Below are 16,607 nucleotides of genomic sequence, written 5' to 3'. Positions count from 1 at the left end.
GACGGACTCCGGGCGGCCACAGACTGGAACGGCCCCGGTCTCGCCGGTGAATCGGGCGAAAGCGTGGACCGCGCCGGACGTTCGGGGGGCAGGCGCGCGGAAACCGCCGGGTCGCGTCCGTGACGCCGCGTTCAATAGATCCCGAGGCCGGTCCCGATCTCCCCGAAGGTGGTGCGGACGAGGTCCGCGCTCAGCAGGTCCGCGAGGCGGACCGAGACGTTCTGCACCCCGACGGATACGACGCCTGTCACGGCGAGGGACAGGCCCACGAGCCCGGCGGTGAGCACGACCCAGTCGACGGTGACGGCGCCGGTCTCGGAGCGGAGGAAGGACGAGAGCATTGGCAGGACTCCTGTGCGATGTAGGGGCTCGCGCGGCACGTGCCGCATCTCGGCCTTCTTCGCGTCAGAGTGTGGCGGAAATCGGAAGGAATCGGGCGGAACGGGGGCACCGGCGCGCGGTCCGCGAACCGGTCCGTGCCCGGGGCCCGGACCGTGTCCGGAAGCGGAGCGGGGGCCGCGCCTGCCAACGCGGCCCCCTCGAGTCCCTCGGCCCTGGGCCGATGGTGGGTGACGCCGTCATCTCCGTCTGGGGGTTCCGTCGGGCCCATGCCTGTGGCCCTCGGGTCGGGAGCTGCTCGTCGTCGTCACTGTCGATGCCCGGCGTTTGCGCCGGTGCGTCTTGTTGTGGGGCGCTGCGGTGGTCTGCCGTCACCGCGTCGTCCCGATAAGGACGGGATGCCGCCCGATTGCGGCGCGATTGGGGCGCATTCGGCTCGAATTGAGGACATTGCGTCCGGGCGCGGGGACCGTTGCTGCGATAGGGACACTGCGGGCCGAAACCCGGCCCTCCGGCCCGCACGCCCGTCGCCCGGACGTCCGCCGCGTGCCACCGTCGGACCCAAGAACCGATGAACAGGTCGAGCAGTCCCATGTCCCATTCCTTCCCGCGCCCCGCGCGTCCGGGCGCGCGCGCCCTCGCGTCCCGCCTCTCCGCCGCGGCCCTCGCCGCGGCCCTCGTCGCGCCCCTCGCCGCGCCGCCCGCCCTCGCCGAGGGGTTCACCTTCAAGCGGGTCGGCGTCACGCGCGGCGGCATCGCCGACCAGATCCAAGGCGTGCGGACCGCGCGCCCGGGCCGTCCCACGCGCCTGCCGCAGATCCAGCCCGCCGCGACGCCGGTCCTGCGCGAGGGGCCGACCGTCTCGCCGGAGGGGCGCCGCCGCGAGGCGGCCAACCACCAAGGCTGGTTCTGGTCCGAGGTCTCGCCGGAGATCGGGCGCCGCCCCGGCCGCTTCGGCCGCGCCGCCGAGCGGGTCGCCGAGGCTCCGGCGGACAGCGGCGTCCGCGCCCCCTCGCTCGAGCGGCTGCGCCGCATCGCGGACGTGCACGGCCAGACGATCCTGCGCCACAGCGTCGGCACGCAGGTGTCGCCCGCCCTCGTCCTCGCGCTCATCTCCGTCGAGAGCGCGGGCCGCATCGACGCGGTGTCCAACAAGGGGGCGACGGGCCTGATGCAGCTGATCCCCGCCACCGCCGCGCGGTTCGGCGTGCGCGACAGCCGGGATCCGGCGCAGAACATCAAGGGCGGCATCGCCTATCTCGACTGGCTCCTGCGGGAGTTCGAGGGCGACGCGGTGCTCGCGCTCGCGGGCTACAACGCGGGCGAGGGCGCGGTGAAACGGGCGGGCGGCGTGCCGAACTATGCCGAGACGCGCGCCTACGTGCCCAAGGTCGCGGCGGCGTGGAACGTGGCGCGCCTGCTCTGCGCGACGCCCCCGACCCTGCCGTCGGACGGCTGCGTCTTCTCCGCCGGGCTGCGCGTCGCCGGGTCCGCCGTCACCGACTGAGCCGCGGCCCCGGAACGGACGACGGGCGCGACCGGTCCCGGTCGCGCCCGTTGCGCATGGGTGGGGGAGGGCGCGGCATCACTCGGCCGCGAGGAGGTCCACCAGCGTGTCGGCACGGCGCCCGATCATCACCTCGCGGCGCATCCCGCGCTCCCACGGGGCGACGGGCAGGGTGACGTGGGCGCGGCGCTCCTCGTCGTGATGGGCGGCGGCGAGGGTGCGGTCGATCCAGTGGGTGCGGGACATTAGCTCGAACTCCGAAACGATTCTGTCGTTGGAGACCTGTTTGTCCGCGCCGTGGGGCGCGGCGCGGACCGGCCAAGGGCGGGATCGGACCGCGTCCGGGGCCATTTCGGGGCAGCTAGCCGGGGCAGCGGATCGCCGCGATGTGGCGCCCGTAGTCGGCCTCCCCCGCATGGGTCGTGCGCCGGTAGGAGAAGAAGCGGTCGGGGGCCGCGTAGGTGCAGTGCCCGGTCCACGCCGCCTCGAGGCCCAAGCCGCGCAGGTGGGCGACGCCGTAGCCGGGCAGGTCGAACTGGAAGCGGTCCCCCGCGCCCGGACGGAAGAAGCGGTCGGCCTCCGGGTCGGCGTCGAGCACCGCGTCGCGCAGGTCGGGGCCGACCTCGTAGGCGTCGGGGCCGATGGAGGGGCCGATCGCGGCGCGGATGCGCGCGCGCGCCGCCCCGAGCGCCTCCATGGCGTCCACCGTCGCCGCCAGCACCCCGCGCTGCGTCCCGCGCCAGCCCGCATGGGCGGCCCCGACGACGCCCGACCCCGCGTCCTCGAACAGCACCGGCTGGCAGTCGGCGGTGAGGACGGTGAGCACCTCGCCCGGGGTCCGGGTCACCATCGCGTCGGCCTGCGGGCGCGGCTCGGGGAGGGGGCCCTCCACCACGACCACGTCGCGCGAATGCACCTGGTGCACCCCGCGCAGGTCGTCCGCCCCCACCCCCATCGCGGCGGCGACGCGGGCGCGGTTGGCGGCGACGGCGTCCCTCTGGTCCGAGGAGCCGAGGCCGCAGTTCAGCCCCGCGAAGATGCCCGAGGACGCGCCGCCGCGCCGCCCGAAGAACCCGTGGGGCGCGGACAGCAGGTCGGAGCGGATGATGTCGAGCGGAACGTCGGTCATGGGAATCCCGGCGGCGGGGCCGTGCCCTCGGGATGGAGGGCGATCGCCTTGAACAGGTCGCCCATCTCCTCGGGGTGGGTCAAGCGGCGGTGGGCGGCGGCGACCGACACGTCGCGCGCGGCGAGAGTCTGGGCCCGCGCGGTGATGCCGAGCCGTTCGAGCCATTCGCCTTGGGTCGTCATCGCGGTCGACGCCGTGCCCGGCGGCGCGGCGCGGGCGATGGCCTCGAAGTCGACATGGGCGGTGAGGTCGGCCTCGCCCGGATGGGCGAGCGGGTCGGCCGGCCGCCCATTGCGGAGGGCCTGCAGCGTGTCGCCCCGCGCGCGCCAGTGCCCGTAGTCGACGAACAGGGCCGCGCCGCCGCGCGCGACGCGCCGGCCCACCGCCTCGATCAACGCGGGGAGGGCGGGGCACCACTCGACCAGCGTGCCGTCCGGGACGTCGTGGTGGGCGAGATGGGGCATCGGCGCGGGCGGTGCGAGGGCGAGGGCGAAGCCGTCGTCCCACGTCACCACCCGCTCGCGCCACGCGTCCCCGTCGCGGACGGCCTGCCGGATGGGCAGCGCGTCGAGCAGCTCGTTGGCGACGAAGAGGAGGGGGCCGTCGGGCAGGGCCTCGACGGTATCGTGATGGGTGGCGGCGGGGATCGCCTCGGTCTGCAGGGCGCGCAGGCGGGGCGAGGCCTCGATCAGGTGGGGCGCGCGGGGGAAGCCGGGGACGCCCTTGGTCGCGCGCAGGAGGTCCGCCATGAGGGTGCCGCGGCCCGGCCCGCCCTCGGCGAGGGCGGCGGGGGGGCGGCCTTGGTCGAGCCATGCCTGCGCGAGGCACAGGCCCGCGAGTTCGCCGAACATCTGGCTGATCTCGGGGGCGGTGACGAAGTCGCCCTTCGCGCCGAACGGCTCGCGCGTGGTGTAGTAGCCCATGCTGGGGTGGAGCAGGCAGGCGGCCATCCACTCGGCCACGGTCATGGGGCCGTCCGCGCGGATGCGGGCGGCGAGGACGTCCGCGAGGCTCATGCCGGGGCGGGCCGTCGGCGGAGCGACCATGCCGCGAGGGCGATGCCCGCGACGACCATCGGGAGCGAGAGGAGCTGCCCCATCGACAGGCCGAGGTCGCCGAGGCGGACGACGTGGCCCAGCGGGTTGTCGGGCGCGATGTACTGCGCGTCGGCCTCGCGGAAGAGCTCGACGGCCATCCGCGCCAGCCCGTAGCCCGCGAGGAAGACGCCGGTGGCGAGGCCGGGGCGCTTGAGGCCGCCGCGCGTCACGAGGAGCAGGAGGATCGCGAGGAGAAGGACGCCCTCCAGCCCCGCCTCGTAGAGCTGCGACGGGTGGCGGGCGCAGAGGCCCCCCTCGACCAGCGGGCCGCCGGGGCAGTCCTGCGCGGCCGCGCCGGGGAAGATCATGCCCCACGGCGCGTCGGTCGGGCGGCCCCAGAGCTCGGCGTTCACGAAGTTGGCGAGGCGGCCCAGCCCGATGCCGATCGGGGTGGCCACGGCGGCGGTGTCGGCCACCGACAGGAGCGGCACGCGCGCGCGCCTCGCCCAGACGACCACCGCCAGCGCCACGCCCAGCATCCCGCCGTGGAAGGACATGCCCCCCTGCCAGACGGCGGGGATCTCGAGCGGGTTCTGGAGGTAGTAGGCGGGCTGGTAGAACAGGACGTAGCCGAGGCGCCCGCCGAGGATCACGCCCAAGGTGATCCACGTCATGACGTCCTCGACCTGTGGCGGCGTCATGGGGGGCTGGCCGTGCGCCCAGAGGGCGGGGCGCTTCTGCAGCGCCACCGCGATGCGCCAGCCGATCAGCAGCGCGGCGATGTAGGCCAGCGCGTACCAGTGCAGCGAGAACGCGAACTCCCCCAGCGACAGGGTGAAGGCGACGGGGTCGATGTCGGGGAAGGGGATGGCGGCGCGCATGGGCGGGGGGTCGCCCGGCGGCGGGGCGGCGTCAAGGTTGGCCCCGCGCTTGGCACCGCCGCGGGGCGGCCCCATATGAAGGGCGACCGACCCGGAGGACGACCATGCAGACCCGCAACCGCTTCATGGACGACATGGCGCAGCTGATGACCAACGCGATGGGCGTAGCCCAAGGCGCGCGGGCCGAGGCGGAGACGGCGTTCAAGTCGATGCTGGACCGCTGGATGGCCGACCGCGACTTCGTCACCCGCGAGGAGTTCGATGCCGTCCGCGCGATGGCCCAGAAGGCCCGCGAGGAGAACGAGGCGCTGAAGGCGCGGCTGGACGAGATGTCCAAGGGCTGATCGGTCGGCGATGACCGTCTGGTTCCACGCGCAGACCGACGCCTACGCGGAGCTGTCCAACTTCGCGCCCTTCGGCGTGGAGATGGACGGCGCGTGGTGGCGCACCGTGGAGCATGCGTTCCAAGCCGCCAAGTTCGACGACCCCGCCCACCGCGAGCGTATCCTCGCGGCGCATCGGCCCAAGGACGCCAAGGCGCTGGGCCTGAGCCGCGCGGTGCCGATCCGGGGCGACTGGGACGAGGTCCGGGTCGAGGTGATGCGCGGTTTGGTGCGCGCCAAGTTCGCAATCCATGACGGGCCGCGCGCGGTCCTGCTGGGGACGGGCGACGAGGAGATCGTGGAGAGCACGCAGGATCTCTTCTGGGGCGGGGGGCCGGACGGGTCGGGGCTGAACTGGCTGGGTCGTCTGCTGATGGAGACGCGGGAGGCCCTGCGATGAGCTTCCTCGGGCGGATGGCGGAGCGGATGCTCCAGCGGCGCGCCGACGAGGGCGGGCTGGAAGGGCTTGCGGGAGAAGGGAAACCTCTGCCCGCGCAGCAGGTGGACCCGTTCGTCGATCCGGTGGACGCGGCGGGCTACAAGATGATGGCCAAGGCCGGGGCGGTGCCCGAGGAGGTCACGCTGACGCGCGAGGTCTCGGAGCTGTGGCGGCAGGTCCGGGTGGCCGAGGGCGAGGAGAAGCGGCGGCTGCAGCTGCGGCTGGCCGAGCTGGACATGCGGCGGAACATGGCCCGCGAGGCGCGGGTGCGGCTGCGATAGCGCGTGGATCGTACGTTTCGTACGGACCATCCGGCCCGGAATTCACATTTTGTACGCCCGCCAGCCGATGTCTCGCCGCACCGCGGCATCCGGCCAGTCCACCGCATCCACCATCTCGTAGGCCGCGTCCCGCGCCGCGCGCAGCGTGTCGCCCCGCGCCGTCATCCCCAGCACCCGGCCCCCTGCCGTCACGAACCCGTCCCCGTCCCGCGCGGTGCCCGCGTGGAACGCCATGCGGCGGCTGTCGGACGGCAGGTCGAGGCGGCCCAGCGGCGTGCCCTTGGCGTAGGCGCCCGGATAGCCCGCGGCGGCCATCACGACGCACATCGCATGGTCGTCGGCCCAGCGGACGCGGGCGTCCGACAGCCGCCCCTCGGCGCAGGCCTGCATCAGGTCGAGCGCCTGCCCCCCGAGCCGCATCATCAGGCACTGGCACTCGGGGTCGCCGAAGCGGGCGTTGAACTCGATCAGCTTCGGCGCGCCGTCCTCGATCATCAGCCCGACGAAGAGGACGCCGCGGAAGGGCGTGCCGCGCGCGGCCATGCCCGCCATGCAGGGGCGCACGATCTCGTCCAGCGCGCGGCGCTCGACCTCCGGCGTCATCACCGGGGCGGGGGAGTAGGCGCCCATGCCGCCGGTGTTGGGGCCGGTGTCGCCCTCGCCGATGCGCTTGTGGTCCTGCGCGGTGCCCAAGGGCAGGATGTCGGTGCCGTCCACGAGGCAGAAGAAGCTGGCCTCCTCGCCCGTGAGCATCTCCTCCAGCACGACCTCGGCGCCCGCGTCGCCGAAGGCCCCGCCGAGCGCGTCGCGCAGCGCGGCCTCGGCCGCCTCGGCCGTCTCGCAGACCGTCACGCCCTTGCCCGCCGCGAGGCCATCGGCCTTGACGACGATCGGGGCGCCGACCTGCGCCAGATGGTCGAGGGCGGGGGCCAGCGCGTCGAACCGCGCCCACGCGGCGGTGGGCGCGCCGACCTCGTCGCACAGTTCCTTGGTGAAGGCCTTCGACGCCTCCAGCCGGGCCGCCGCCGCCGAGGGGCCCAAGGTCGCCACGCCCGCGTCGGCCAGCGCGTCGGCCACGCCGGCCGCCAAGGGCGCCTCGGGGCCGACGATCACGAGGTCGATGCTCTCCTCGTCCGCGAAGGCAGCCACGGCGGCGCCGTCCTCGGCGTCGAGCGTCGCCACCTCGCAGGTGCGGGCGATGCCCGCGTTGCCGGGCGCCACGATCAGGCGGTCGCATTTGGGGTTCTGCAGGCAGGCCCACGCGAGCGCGTGCTCGCGGCCCCCGCCGCCGAGGATCAGGATGTTCATGGCGCGTCCCCTCCCGTTGCGGGTCGGGGCTTATTGGGTGGCGCGGGAGGCGGCAACCGGGGCGCGCGCGGAGGGCGCCGGGGCTCTGCCCCGGACCCCGAGGTATTTCCGCCAAGATGAGGGGGACGCGGATTGAGGGGGCCGGGCGGCGGGGCTAGGTCGGGGACATGGACCTGATCGACGACGACGTGCCGGGGCGGAACGAGCCCGAGTTCTCGGTCTCCGAGATTTCCGGCGCCGTGAAGCGGACCTTGGAGGCCGAGTTCGGGCGCGTGCGCGTGCGCGGGGAGGTGGGGCGCGTGTTCCGGGCGCGGTCGGGGCACCTCTACTTCGACGTGAAGGACGACCGCGCCGTGCTGGCGAGCGTCTGCTGGAAGGGGCAGATCGCGGGGCTGTCCATCGTGCCCGAGGAGGGGATGGAGGTCGTGGCCTCCGGCAAGCTGACGACCTTCGGGTCGCAGTCGAAGTATCAACTGACCGTCGACGACGTCTCGCTCGCGGGGCAGGGCGCGCTGATGGCGATGCTGGAGAAGCGCCGCACCAAGCTGGCCGCCGAGGGGCTGTTCGAGGCGGACCGCAAGCAGCCGCTGCCCTACCTGCCCGGGACCATCGGCGTGGTGACCTCGCTGCAGGGCGCGGTGATCCGCGACATCCTGCACCGGCTGCGCGACCGCTTCCCGCGTAGGGTGCTGATCTGGCCCGTGGCGGTGCAGGGCAAGGCCTGCGCGCCGGAGGTGGCGGCGGCGATCCGGGGCTTCGACGCGGCGGAGGGGGCCCTGCGGCCGGACCTGATCATCGTCGCGCGCGGCGGTGGGTCGATCGAGGATCTCTGGGGCTTCAACGAGGAGGCGCCGGTGCGCGCCGCCGCCGAATGCACCATCCCGCTGATCTCGGCCGTGGGGCACGAGACGGACACGACGCTGATCGACCACGCCGCCGACATGCGCGCGCCGACGCCCACGGCGGCGGCCGAGATGGCGGTGCCGGTGCGCACGGAGCTGGTGGAGCGGGTGCGCGGGCTGATGGGCCGGGCGTGGCGCTCGGCGGCGGGGGGCGTCGCGGGGCGGGGGCAGCGGCTGGCCGACCTGTCGCGCGGGCTGCCGCGCGGGGCGGCCTTGGTCGAGGGGCCGCGGCGGCGGCTGGACGGGGCGGGGCGCAGCCTCGGCCCGGCGCTGCGCGGGCGCGTGGGCGCGGCGCGGCTGCGGGTCGAGCGGCTGTCGGCGGCGGTGGCGCCCGGCGCGCTGCGCGCGCGGGTCGCGGGGCAGCGGGCGCGGCTGGACGGGCTGTCGGCCAAGCTGGAGGAGGGGCGCCGCGCGGGCGTGGCCGAGGGGCGGCGGCGGCTGGACCGCGCCGCGCTGCCGCCAGCGCGCTTGGCGCTGTCGGGGGCGCGATCGAGGTTGCGGGACGGGACGGCGGGGCTGGCGCGCGCGGCGCGGCTGGCGGGGCGCGTCGAGCGGCGGCGGCTGGACGCGGCGGCGGCCCGGCTGACCCCCGCGGCGCTGGCGCGGCAGGGCGCGCGCGACCGCGAGCGGCTTGAGGGGCGGGTCCGTCGCTTGGTCGCGGTGGCGGGGTCCGAGACCCGCGCGCTGCGGGCGCGGCTGGAGGCGGCGGACCGGCTGCGGGAATCGCTGGGCTTCCAGCGGACCTTGGAGCGGGGCTTCGCCGTGGTGCGGTCGGGCCGGGCGGTCGTGACGACGGCCGAGGCGGCGCGCGCGGCGGGCGCGCTGACCTTGCAGTTCGCGGACGGGGAGGTGCCCGCCGGGGGCGGCGCCAAGCGGTCGGCGAGGCCGAAGGACGCGCCGCCGGAGCAGGGGTCGCTGCTCTAGGCCAAGCGGTCCTGCGTATGGGAACAGCGGGCGCCGCCGAAGGCGGCGAGCACCGCGCCCCACGGGCCGTCGGGGTCCACCGTCTCGAACAGGGTCATGGACGAGCGCAGCTTGAGCGCGTCGACGGTGCCGAGGATCGCGTCGAGGTCGCCATCCGCATGGCGCAGCAGCGCAGTCGCCCCGCGCGCCAGACGGTCGCGCAGGACCGGGTCGGCGAGGTAGGCGCGCGCCTCGTCCGCGCCGTCGATCCCGTAGCGCCATGCCATGTCCGAGCGGCCCAGCCCGCGCAGTTGCGGGAACACGAACCACATCCAGTGGGTGCGCTTGCGCCCGGCCTCCAGTTCCGCGAGCGCGGTCTCCCACGCGCCCTCCTGGGCGGCGTGGAAGCGGGCGAGGTCAGACACCGAGGTCGGGCAGGGGGCAGTCGAGGTCCTCGTCCACGGTCTCGCGGGTCACGAGGTCGTCCGCCGGCTCGGCCCCGTTCGCGCGCGCGTGGAACGCGCCGCCGGGCATCTCGAGGAACGACCAGCATTGCGGCGTCGGATCGCCGTCGTAGACGAAGCAGATGTCGCCGCCCGCGTTCTCGAACCAGATGCCGCGCTGGCACTGGCCGTCCTCGAAGGCCCAGATGACGCGCTTGTCGTCGAAGTACTGCTCGGAGCCGAAGGGGGCGCCGTATCGGTCGAAATGGAGCGTGCGGCCGGTGACCATCTGCTCGAACTCGGCGGGGGAGACGGGGCGCTCGGCCCATGCGGGCGCCGCGCAGAGGGCGAGCGCGAGGCCCGCGCGGATCACGCCGCCACCCCGTCCACCGCGTCCGTGAAGCGCGGGGGCACGGAGACGTCCTCGTCCCGGTGGCGGCCTTGGACGGCGTGGACGCGGGGGTTCATCATGCGTCGCCAATACCACGGCCAGAAGGCCAGCGTCACCATCACGGGCAGCGCGTAGGGCAGCATCGGCATGGATCCGGCATCGAGCTCGAGCTCGTTGTAGGGGCGCTGGGGGTTCGCGTGGTGGTCGGAGTGCCGCGCGCCCTGCAGGGTCAGCAGGCCGCTGATCTCGTGCGGGGCGTTCCACGAGTGCTTCGGCCCCACCGGCTCCCAGCGGTCGCCGCGGCGGCGGCGGCGGAGGCCGTAGTGCAGCACGTAGTCCGTCATCAGCAGGAGCAGCGAGGCCATCGATCCGACCGCGAGGTAGGCCGCGAGGCCCGCCGGGCCAAGGGTGCCGTAGGCCAGCGCCATGCAGGCGAAGGGGCCGAGGATGTACTGCCAGTAGGGGTTGCGGACGGACCACGGGGCGTCGCCGCGCTGGACCCGGCGCCGCTTCTCGAGCGCGAGGCCGCGGCGGAAGCTGTCGCGCCACGCGCGGATCGAGAACCGCCACCACGATTCGTCGTAGCGCGACGTGTTCGTGTCGAGCGGGGTCGCGGCGTGGACGTGGTGGATCAGCGGATGGGCCGTCGTCTGGTGGCCGTAGAGCAGGGTCACGTAGATCCAGCGTCCGATCGCGCGCTCCCAGCGGGTGCGGGCGTGGATCAGCTCGTGGGCGGTGGAGTTCATGATCTGGCCGAAGAACAGGCCGGAGGCGAGCACGAACACCGCGACCGTGAGCCACCAGCCGCCTTGGGCGATGGACCACACCGCGCCGGCCAGCAGCGGGAAGTGCAGCAGGCCCAGCGCGGCGGGCAGGTAGCGCGCGACGCGGCCCGTCGGCTGCGCGCCGGGACGCTGCATGAAGTGGTCGAGCGCGGCCACGACCCACGCCATCCAGAGCCACGACGCCCAGCGCCACGGCCCCTCGGCCAGCACGCCGGCGGCCAAGAGGCCCACCGAGAGCCCGAGAGCCAGCACGTATGGCGTCAGACCGTCCTTCATCGTCGCATCCCCCCTGTCCGTGGCGGGCAGATACACCGCGAATCGGGCCGCGTCATGGCGACACTGCGTTGCACCCCAAGGCGTTATCGAAATTCGCGGCCGTGGCCGGCCCGCCGAGGGGCCGCGCCGTCAGGCGGTCGCCGCTCAGCCGCACCGCCACGAGGCCCGACCAGTCGGCGTCGGCGAGGACGATCTCCGGCCCGGCGCCGCAGTCGCGCCGCCCGCCGGGGATGCCCGGGTCGCCGATGCGGTGGTTCGTGACGCCGGGCAGGGCCGCCACCTCGGCCAGCCCGCCGCCCGTCCAGCGCCACGTCCGCAAGGTCTTGGCGAGGTGCGGGCGGTCGACGAAGGACACCTCGACCGCGCCGTCCCCGTCGAGGTCGGAGACGTCCGCCACCGCATACCAGCGGTTCGCCCGGCCGACGAACGGCGTCGCCCCGATCCGGGCGAGCGCCCCGTCCCGCAGCCCGTAGACGGCGACCCGCGCGCCCCGGCGGGGGTCGCTCTCGACGACGACGACCTCCGGGCCGGGGCGGCCGTCGACCTCGGCCACGCGGGGCGCGGTGTCCTCGAAGACCATCTCGGGGTGGCGCAGCGCCCGCCGCGTGCCGTCGGCGAGGGCGACCTCCAAGGCGGCGAAGTTGTGGTCGCGGCCCAGCACGAGATGCGCGTAGCGCGCCGTCGGCTCGGCGTAGCGGGCGGAGACGATCTCGGCGGCGGCGGGCGCGGCGAGCAGGGCCACCGCCGCCGCCCAGCGGATCAAATCTGCTTCTCCGGCATCTGCACCACGAGGCCGTCCAGCGCGTCGGTGACCTTGAGCTGGCAGGTCAGGCGGGACCGGGCGGGGTCGGGCTCGTAGGCGAAGTCGAGCATGTCCTCCTCCATCGGGTCCTTGGCGGGCAGCTTCTCGACCCAGGCCGGGTCCACGTAGACGTGGCAGGTCGAGCAGGCGCAGGCGCCGCCGCAATCGGCCTCGATGCCCGGCACGTCGTTGTCGCGCGCGCCCTCCATCACGGTCAGCCCGACCGGGACGTCGACGACATGCTCTTTGCCGCCATGCTCGATATAGGTGATCTTCGGCATCAGGCCCTCCGGTGGATCGGCGGAAGAGGTAGCGCCCGCCCTCCCCGCCCGCAAACACGTTTTCGTCCGCGCGGCGGCGGTCTAGGGTCGCGCCCGACGGACGGGGGACCCCATGCGCGCCATCTGGATCATCGCCCCGCTGGTGGCGGGCTGCGTCGCGGGGGACGTGACCCGCGACGAGGTGCTCGTGGGCGAGGGGCCGGCCGACGCGCGCCCCGACGCGTGCTACTCCCGGCTGGTCGAGGGCGCGGTGTTCGAGACCGTCACCGTGCAGGAGGTCGTCTCGCCGGAGGTGCGCGACGCGGACGGCGTCGTCACCCAGCTCGCCGTGTTCCGCGAGGAGGTCGTCACGCGCGAGGTCTCGCCCCGCCGCCTGTCGTGGTTCGAGACGCCCTGCGCGGCGCGGGGCGACGCGGCCTTCGTCGCCTCGGTCCAGCGGGCCTTGGCCGCGCGGGGCCTGTACGGCGGCGCGGTGGACGGGGTCTACGACGCGGCCACCGCCGACGCCGTGCAGGCGTTCCAAGCGCCCTTGGGCATCGACAGCGGCATCATCTCGAACCGCGCGGCGGTCGAGCTGGGGCTGCTCGCCGTGGGGCGCGGCGCGGCGTGACCGCGGCGCAGGGCGCCGGGCCGGGCCGCGTGGCCGCGGTCGACCTCGCGCGGACGCTGGCCTTGGCGAACATGATCGCCTTCCACTTCATGTTCGACCTGTGGCTGCTGGGCCTGCGGCCGCAGGGATGGGGGGCGTGGTACCTCCCGTGGGCCAAGGGGATCGCGGGCTCGTTCCTGCTGCTCGCGGGCCTCTCGCTCTGGCTCGCGCATGCGCGGGGCATCCGTTGGAGGGGCGTCCTGTGGCGGCTCGGGCAGCTCGTCGCGGCGGCGGCCTTGGTCTCGGGCGCGACCTACGCGGCGATGCCGGACGACTGGGTGCGGTTCGGCATCCTCCATTCCATCGCGGCGTGCAGCGTGATCGGCCTCGCGTGCCTGCGGCTGCCTTGGGCGGTGACGGGCGGCCTCGGGGCGGCGGCGCTCGCGCTGCGGGAGCCGCTGCGCGACGCGGTCCCGCTCGACGGCGCGGCGGGCCTCGTCACCGGCCTGATGCCCCAGGCGCTGGTGCCGCGGATGATGGACTACGAGCCGATCCTGCCGTGGGCCGGGCCGCTGCTGCTCGGCCTCGCGGGGGCGAAGGCGCTCGACCGCGCATGGCCCGCGCTGGGCCGGCTGACGCCGGAGACGCGGCTCGTGCGCGTCCTCGCGTGGCCCGGACGGCACTCGCTGCTCGTCTACCTGATCCATCAGCCGGTCCTGCTCGGCGGGCTGACGGCGTTCGTCTGGCTGTCCGGCGGGCGCTAACCTTCCGTTAACCTTTCGCGGGCAGGGCTGGGCCCGCGCGCGACGCCGGTGCCACCAGCGGACGGCGCACCGTCCCGCCGGGCGCCCCGCCCGGCCCCGGCGGGGCGATCCCTCCTCCCGAACGAGGACGGGCACCCCGAGGGGTGCCCGTCCGCCTTCCGGGATGTCCTGGCCTCACTCGGAGACGCCCTCCATCTCCGCGTCGTCCAGCGCGAGCGCCACGAAGCGCGGGTCGGCGCCCCGGCGGATCAGCAGGAGGAAGGACTTCTGCCCCGCCTCGCGCGCCTCCTCGATCCGGGTCTCCAGCTCGCCGATCGTCGAGACGCGGACCTGCCCCGCCTCCTCGATCAGGTCGCCCGCCCGCAGCCCCTTGGCGTAGGCGTCCGAGTCCGGGTCGATGTCCGACACGACCAGCCCCTCGGCGTCGGCGTCGAGGCCGAGCTGCTCGCGCAGCTCGTCCGTCAGCGTCGAGACGGTGAGGCCCATCATCTGGGCCTCGCCGGGCTCCTCGGTGGTGACCGAGGCCGGGACCGCGCGCTCCGCGTCCTCGCGGCGGCCGAGCGTCACGGCCAAGGTCTGCACCGCGCCGTCGCGGAACACCTCGACGTCCACGGCCACGTCCACGGGCGAGTTGCCCACGGTGCGGACCAGTTGCCGGGTGTCCTCGATCTCGGTGCCGTCGAAGGTCAGGATCACGTCCCGCGCCTCGATGCCGGCCTCGAGCGCCGGGCCGTCCGGCACGTCGGTCACGAGCGCGCCGCGCGCCTCCTCCAGCCCGAGCGCCTCGGCGAGTTCCGGATCGACGTCCTGGATGCGGACGCCGAGCCAGCCGCGCCGGGTCTCGCCGAACTCCTGCAGCTGATCGACGACGCGGGTGACGACGTTGGACGACATCGCGAAGCCGAGGCCGATGGAGCCGCCGTTGGGCGACAGGATCGCCGTGTTCACGCCGATCACCTCGCCGTCCATGTTGAACAGCGGGCCGCCGGAGTTGCCGCGGTTGATGGCCGCGTCGGTCTGGATGTAGTCGTCGTAGGCGCCCGAGAGCTCGCGCTCGCGCGCCGAGACGATGCCCGCCGAGACCGAGAAGCCTTGGCCGAGCGGGTTGCCCATCGCCATGACCCAGTCGCCGGTGCGCATGGCGTCCGAGTCGCCGAACGGCACGTGGGCCAGCTCGCCGTCGAACTCGACCTTGAGCACCGCGATGTCGGTGTTGGGGTCGGTGCCGATGACCTCGGCCTCGAGCTCCTTGCCGTCGTAGAACTCGATCAGGATCTCGTCGGCGGACTCGATGACGTGGTTGTTGGTGACGATGTAGCCGTCGTCCGAGATGACGAAGCCCGAGCCGAGCGCGCTGCCGCGGCGGCGGTCCGGACGCTCCGGCCCGCCATCGGGGCCGCGGCGGCGGAACTCCTCGAAGAAGTCCTCGAGCGGCGAGCCTTGGTTCGGGCCGCGCCCGGCGGCGGTCACGGACTGGCTGGTGGTGATGTTGACGACGGCGTCGGCCACTTGGTCGACGAGGTCGGCGAAGGTGTCGGGCGCGCGCTGCGCGGCGGCCGACCCGGCCTGCACCAGCAGCAGCGCGAGCGCGGCCAGCGCGGTCCACGCGGCGCGCCAGGTCTGGGTCGGCACGGCGATCATCTGTCTCACGGGGTGTCCCCTCCTCGGTTCCCTGCGCGGCCCGCCCGATGGTTCGACCCCCGGTCGCCCCGAGGCCCCATCCGTGTCCGTCCGCACGCGTTGCATATCCGCCGCAGGTGCGGCGCAGACAACGGAGGGGGGGTTCACATGGGTGTGAGACGCGCCTCGGCGCAGAAGGTAGGGCCGATTCCCGCCGACGGGAAGGGCGGGGGTCAGGTGGTGCCCGTCGTGGCGGGCGGGCGCGGCAGCTCCAGCCGCAGGACGAGGCCCTCCGGCCCCCAGTCGCGGCGCACCCATGCGCCGAGCGAGCGCGCGGCGCGATCGACCATGGTCTGGCCGAAGCCGTGCCCGCTGACCCCCTCGTCGCCGCTGGCGGGCAGGGGGCCGCCGGTCTCGGCCCAGTCGAGCCGCAGCACCTGGGGCGTCGAGGACCACACGGCCTCAACCCGGCCGCCGGGCCGGGACAGCGCGCCGTGCTTGAGCGCGTTGGTCGCGAGCTCGTGCAGCAGCAGCGCCAAGGGCGTCGCCTCGCCGCGGTCGAGCCGGGGCAGGGCCTCCTCGCCGCGGGCCGTCGCGGCCGCGTAGGGCGCGAGGATCCGCAGCGTCAGCGCGACGGGATCGACCGGCTCGCCGAAGTCGCCCGCGCAGATCGGGGAGCCGGGCACGGGCAGCCCGGTCTCCGTCGCGGCCGAGAGCGCGTCGATCCGGCCCGCGATCAGGTCGCCGGGATTGGCGCCGGTCTCCGCGGCCTCCTGCACCGAGAGGCGCACGGTGGAGCGGGCGAGGGTGAGGAGGTTGCGGATGCGGTGCCGCAGCTCGGCGGCGAGCAAGGTCTCGCGCTCGCGGGCCGCCTCGGCCGCCGCGCGCTCGCCGAGGCGGGCGATGCCGGTGGACAGCACGTTGGCCAGGCCTTGGAGGAAGCCGAGGTCGGCCTCGGTGAAGCGTCCCGGATCGCGCGCGTCCGCCTCGAGGACGCCGTAGGGCGTGCTCCCGTCGACGACCGGGACGTTCAGCGCGCGGGTGACGCCGTGGTCGAGCAGCAGCGCGGGCGTGCGGAACCGGTCCTCGGCGTCGAGATGGTTCGACAGCACGGGACGCTCGGTCCGGTAGGCGTAGCCCGCGGGGCTGCCCTCGTCGCAGGCCATCACGGTCGCGCCCACCACGCCCGCGTGCCAGCCGACGCCCGCCTCGAGCACGAGGTCGCCCTCCTCCGCCCGGTGGCGGAGGTACTTGGCCAGCGAGACGTCCAGCCCCTCGGCCACGCGCGCCACGGCGGCGCGGTAGAGCTCGTCGAGCGTGCCGGCGCGCAGCGCCTCGAGCGCGAAGGTCGAGAGAACCTGCTGCTGGCGGAGGCGGTAGGCCAGCTCCTCCGCGTCCGTCGGCAGCGGCGCGTCGCCGCCGCGCACGGCCTCGACCTGCGCCCCCTCCAGGGGCGGCGCGCCCTTGGTGCGGGGCGGGATGGCGGACGCGGCGCGGGTCATGGGAGGGCAACGTCCCCCGCGCGCCGCCCGTTCCGGAAAGGACGG

20 protein-coding genes are annotated in these 16,607 nt (G+C 74.8%); 7 read left to right on the top strand and 13 right to left on the bottom strand.

The window, feature by feature from the left end:
- Positions 1-131: 131 nt before the first annotated feature.
- Positions 132-341, bottom strand: a complete 210-nt coding sequence (locus JQC91_RS00875; protein WP_203284888.1) for a pilus assembly protein — start codon at positions 339-341, stop codon at positions 132-134.
- Positions 342-931: 590 nt separating this feature from the next.
- On the opposite strand from JQC91_RS00875, the gene JQC91_RS00870 reads away from it, so the two are divergent.
- Entirely contained in the window at positions 932-1,846 is a 915-nt protein-coding gene (locus JQC91_RS00870; protein WP_203284887.1) for a lytic transglycosylase domain-containing protein, read from the top strand.
- A gap of 78 nt (positions 1,847-1,924) precedes the next feature.
- On the opposite strand, the gene JQC91_RS00865 is transcribed toward JQC91_RS00870, so the two are convergent.
- The 4 genes from JQC91_RS00865 to lgt form a co-directional block, all read right to left on the bottom strand.
- Positions 1,925-2,092 carry a hypothetical protein gene (locus tag JQC91_RS00865; protein WP_203284886.1) on the bottom strand — a complete coding sequence of 56 codons (168 nt, stop codon included), beginning with the start codon at positions 2,090-2,092 and terminating at the stop codon, positions 1,925-1,927.
- A gap of 115 nt (positions 2,093-2,207) precedes the next feature.
- Positions 2,208-2,975 carry a peptidoglycan editing factor PgeF gene (pgeF, locus tag JQC91_RS00860; protein ID WP_203284885.1) on the bottom strand — a complete coding sequence of 256 codons (768 nt, stop codon included), beginning with the start codon at positions 2,973-2,975 and terminating at the stop codon, positions 2,208-2,210.
- A complete protein-coding gene (locus JQC91_RS00855; protein ID WP_203284884.1) occupies positions 2,972-3,991 on the bottom strand; it encodes an SAM-dependent methyltransferase in 1,020 nt (339 codons plus the stop codon). Before JQC91_RS00855 ends, pgeF begins: the two co-directional genes overlap by 4 nt.
- Entirely contained in the window at positions 3,988-4,893 is a 906-nt protein-coding gene (lgt, locus tag JQC91_RS00850; protein ID WP_203284883.1) for a prolipoprotein diacylglyceryl transferase, read from the bottom strand. The genes JQC91_RS00855 and lgt overlap by 4 nt, the downstream gene beginning before the upstream one ends.
- Before the next feature lie 104 nt (positions 4,894-4,997).
- On the opposite strand from lgt, the gene JQC91_RS00845 reads away from it, so the two are divergent.
- The 3 genes from JQC91_RS00845 to JQC91_RS00835 are packed head-to-tail and all read left to right on the top strand — an operon-like array spanning position 4,998 to position 5,996.
- Positions 4,998-5,237, top strand: a complete 240-nt coding sequence (locus JQC91_RS00845; RefSeq protein WP_203284882.1) for an accessory factor UbiK family protein — start codon at positions 4,998-5,000, stop codon at positions 5,235-5,237.
- 10 nt (positions 5,238-5,247) lie between these two features.
- Positions 5,248-5,676 carry an NADAR family protein gene (locus tag JQC91_RS00840; RefSeq protein ID WP_203284881.1) on the top strand — a complete coding sequence of 143 codons (429 nt, stop codon included), beginning with the start codon at positions 5,248-5,250 and terminating at the stop codon, positions 5,674-5,676.
- On the top strand, positions 5,673-5,996 hold the full coding sequence (locus JQC91_RS00835) for a DnaJ family domain-containing protein (protein ID WP_203284880.1): 324 nt from the start codon (positions 5,673-5,675) through the stop codon (positions 5,994-5,996). The genes JQC91_RS00840 and JQC91_RS00835 overlap by 4 nt, the downstream gene beginning before the upstream one ends.
- Positions 5,997-6,038: 42 nt before the next feature.
- Here the strand turns inward: JQC91_RS00835 and purD are convergent, their stop codons facing one another.
- Positions 6,039-7,304 (bottom strand): phosphoribosylamine--glycine ligase, encoded by a 1,266-nt coding sequence (gene purD / locus JQC91_RS00830; protein ID WP_203284879.1) that lies wholly within the window; start codon positions 7,302-7,304, stop codon positions 6,039-6,041.
- A 167-nt stretch (positions 7,305-7,471) separates the two neighbouring features.
- Between purD and xseA the strand changes: the two genes are divergently transcribed.
- A complete protein-coding gene (gene xseA / locus JQC91_RS00825) occupies positions 7,472-9,130 on the top strand; it encodes an exodeoxyribonuclease VII large subunit (protein WP_203284878.1) in 1,659 nt (552 codons plus the stop codon).
- On the opposite strand, the gene JQC91_RS00820 is transcribed toward xseA, so the two are convergent.
- Genes JQC91_RS00820 through JQC91_RS00800 form a run of 5 tightly spaced genes read right to left on the bottom strand, consistent with a single transcriptional unit; the run spans position 9,127 to position 12,087 of the window.
- Positions 9,127-9,534 (bottom strand): DUF1810 domain-containing protein, encoded by a 408-nt coding sequence (locus JQC91_RS00820; protein ID WP_203284877.1) that lies wholly within the window; start codon positions 9,532-9,534, stop codon positions 9,127-9,129. The genes xseA and JQC91_RS00820 overlap by 4 nt on opposite strands.
- Positions 9,527-9,925 carry a hypothetical protein gene (locus JQC91_RS00815; protein ID WP_203284876.1) on the bottom strand — a complete coding sequence of 133 codons (399 nt, stop codon included), beginning with the start codon at positions 9,923-9,925 and terminating at the stop codon, positions 9,527-9,529. Before JQC91_RS00815 ends, JQC91_RS00820 begins: the two co-directional genes overlap by 8 nt.
- The gene (locus JQC91_RS00810) at positions 9,922-11,004 is read right to left on the bottom strand and encodes an alkane 1-monooxygenase (protein ID WP_203284875.1); all 1,083 of its coding nucleotides are present in this window, start codon (positions 11,002-11,004) and stop codon (positions 9,922-9,924) included. Before JQC91_RS00810 ends, JQC91_RS00815 begins: the two co-directional genes overlap by 4 nt.
- 52 nt (positions 11,005-11,056) lie before the next feature.
- Positions 11,057-11,767 (bottom strand): VCBS repeat-containing protein, encoded by a 711-nt coding sequence (locus tag JQC91_RS00805; RefSeq protein WP_238941235.1) that lies wholly within the window; start codon positions 11,765-11,767, stop codon positions 11,057-11,059.
- Positions 11,764-12,087, bottom strand: a complete 324-nt coding sequence (locus tag JQC91_RS00800; protein WP_203284874.1) for a 2Fe-2S iron-sulfur cluster-binding protein — start codon at positions 12,085-12,087, stop codon at positions 11,764-11,766. The genes JQC91_RS00805 and JQC91_RS00800 overlap by 4 nt, the downstream gene beginning before the upstream one ends.
- 112 nt (positions 12,088-12,199) lie before the next feature.
- Between JQC91_RS00800 and JQC91_RS00795 the strand changes: the two genes are divergently transcribed.
- Together JQC91_RS00795 and JQC91_RS00790 are read left to right on the top strand one after the other, a co-directional pair.
- Positions 12,200-12,697: a peptidoglycan-binding domain-containing protein gene (locus JQC91_RS00795; protein ID WP_203284873.1), complete on the top strand. Its 498-nt coding sequence runs from the start codon at positions 12,200-12,202 to the stop codon at positions 12,695-12,697.
- The gene (locus tag JQC91_RS00790) at positions 12,694-13,440 is read left to right on the top strand and encodes a heparan-alpha-glucosaminide N-acetyltransferase (protein WP_343069878.1); all 747 of its coding nucleotides are present in this window, start codon (positions 12,694-12,696) and stop codon (positions 13,438-13,440) included. The genes JQC91_RS00795 and JQC91_RS00790 overlap by 4 nt, the downstream gene beginning before the upstream one ends.
- A gap of 174 nt (positions 13,441-13,614) precedes the next feature.
- Here the strand turns inward: JQC91_RS00790 and JQC91_RS00785 are convergent, their stop codons facing one another.
- Both JQC91_RS00785 and JQC91_RS00780 read right to left on the bottom strand, forming a co-directional pair.
- The gene (locus tag JQC91_RS00785) at positions 13,615-15,081 is read right to left on the bottom strand and encodes a Do family serine endopeptidase (RefSeq protein WP_203285482.1); all 1,467 of its coding nucleotides are present in this window, start codon (positions 15,079-15,081) and stop codon (positions 13,615-13,617) included.
- A gap of 212 nt (positions 15,082-15,293) precedes the next feature.
- The gene (locus JQC91_RS00780) at positions 15,294-16,562 is read right to left on the bottom strand and encodes a GAF domain-containing protein (protein WP_203284872.1); all 1,269 of its coding nucleotides are present in this window, start codon (positions 16,560-16,562) and stop codon (positions 15,294-15,296) included.
- Positions 16,563-16,607: the final 45 nt, after the last annotated feature.

The organism is Jannaschia sp. Os4, assembly GCF_016820245.1.
In the GTDB taxonomy this organism is placed as follows: Bacteria; Pseudomonadota; Alphaproteobacteria; order Rhodobacterales; family Rhodobacteraceae; genus Jannaschia.
The sequence above is the reverse complement of the archived record's forward strand: the minus strand, read 5'-3'. Positions and strand labels throughout refer to the sequence as shown.

Coding starts and splice junctions, on each gene's coding strand:
- JQC91_RS00875 (WP_203284888.1), bottom strand. CDS start 341: ATGCTCTCGTCCTTCCTCCGCTCCGAGACCGGCGCCGTCACCGTCGAC.
- JQC91_RS00870 (WP_203284887.1), top strand. CDS start 932: ATGTCCCATTCCTTCCCGCGCCCCGCGCGTCCGGGCGCGCGCGCCCTC.
- JQC91_RS00865 (WP_203284886.1), bottom strand. CDS start 2,092: ATGTCCCGCACCCACTGGATCGACCGCACCCTCGCCGCCGCCCATCAC.
- pgeF (WP_203284885.1), bottom strand. CDS start 2,975: ATGACCGACGTTCCGCTCGACATCATCCGCTCCGACCTGCTGTCCGCG.
- JQC91_RS00855 (WP_203284884.1), bottom strand. CDS start 3,991: ATGAGCCTCGCGGACGTCCTCGCCGCCCGCATCCGCGCGGACGGCCCC.
- lgt (WP_203284883.1), bottom strand. CDS start 4,893: ATGCGCGCCGCCATCCCCTTCCCCGACATCGACCCCGTCGCCTTCACC.
- JQC91_RS00845 (WP_203284882.1), top strand. CDS start 4,998: ATGCAGACCCGCAACCGCTTCATGGACGACATGGCGCAGCTGATGACC.
- JQC91_RS00840 (WP_203284881.1), top strand. CDS start 5,248: ATGACCGTCTGGTTCCACGCGCAGACCGACGCCTACGCGGAGCTGTCC.
- JQC91_RS00835 (WP_203284880.1), top strand. CDS start 5,673: ATGAGCTTCCTCGGGCGGATGGCGGAGCGGATGCTCCAGCGGCGCGCC.
- purD (WP_203284879.1), bottom strand. CDS start 7,304: ATGAACATCCTGATCCTCGGCGGCGGGGGCCGCGAGCACGCGCTCGCG.
- xseA (WP_203284878.1), top strand. CDS start 7,472: ATGGACCTGATCGACGACGACGTGCCGGGGCGGAACGAGCCCGAGTTC.
- JQC91_RS00810 (WP_203284875.1), bottom strand. CDS start 11,004: ATGAAGGACGGTCTGACGCCATACGTGCTGGCTCTCGGGCTCTCGGTG.
- JQC91_RS00800 (WP_203284874.1), bottom strand. CDS start 12,087: ATGCCGAAGATCACCTATATCGAGCATGGCGGCAAAGAGCATGTCGTC.
- JQC91_RS00795 (WP_203284873.1), top strand. CDS start 12,200: ATGCGCGCCATCTGGATCATCGCCCCGCTGGTGGCGGGCTGCGTCGCG.
- JQC91_RS00785 (WP_203285482.1), bottom strand. CDS start 15,081: ATGATCGCCGTGCCGACCCAGACCTGGCGCGCCGCGTGGACCGCGCTG.
- JQC91_RS00780 (WP_203284872.1), bottom strand. CDS start 16,562: ATGACCCGCGCCGCGTCCGCCATCCCGCCCCGCACCAAGGGCGCGCCG.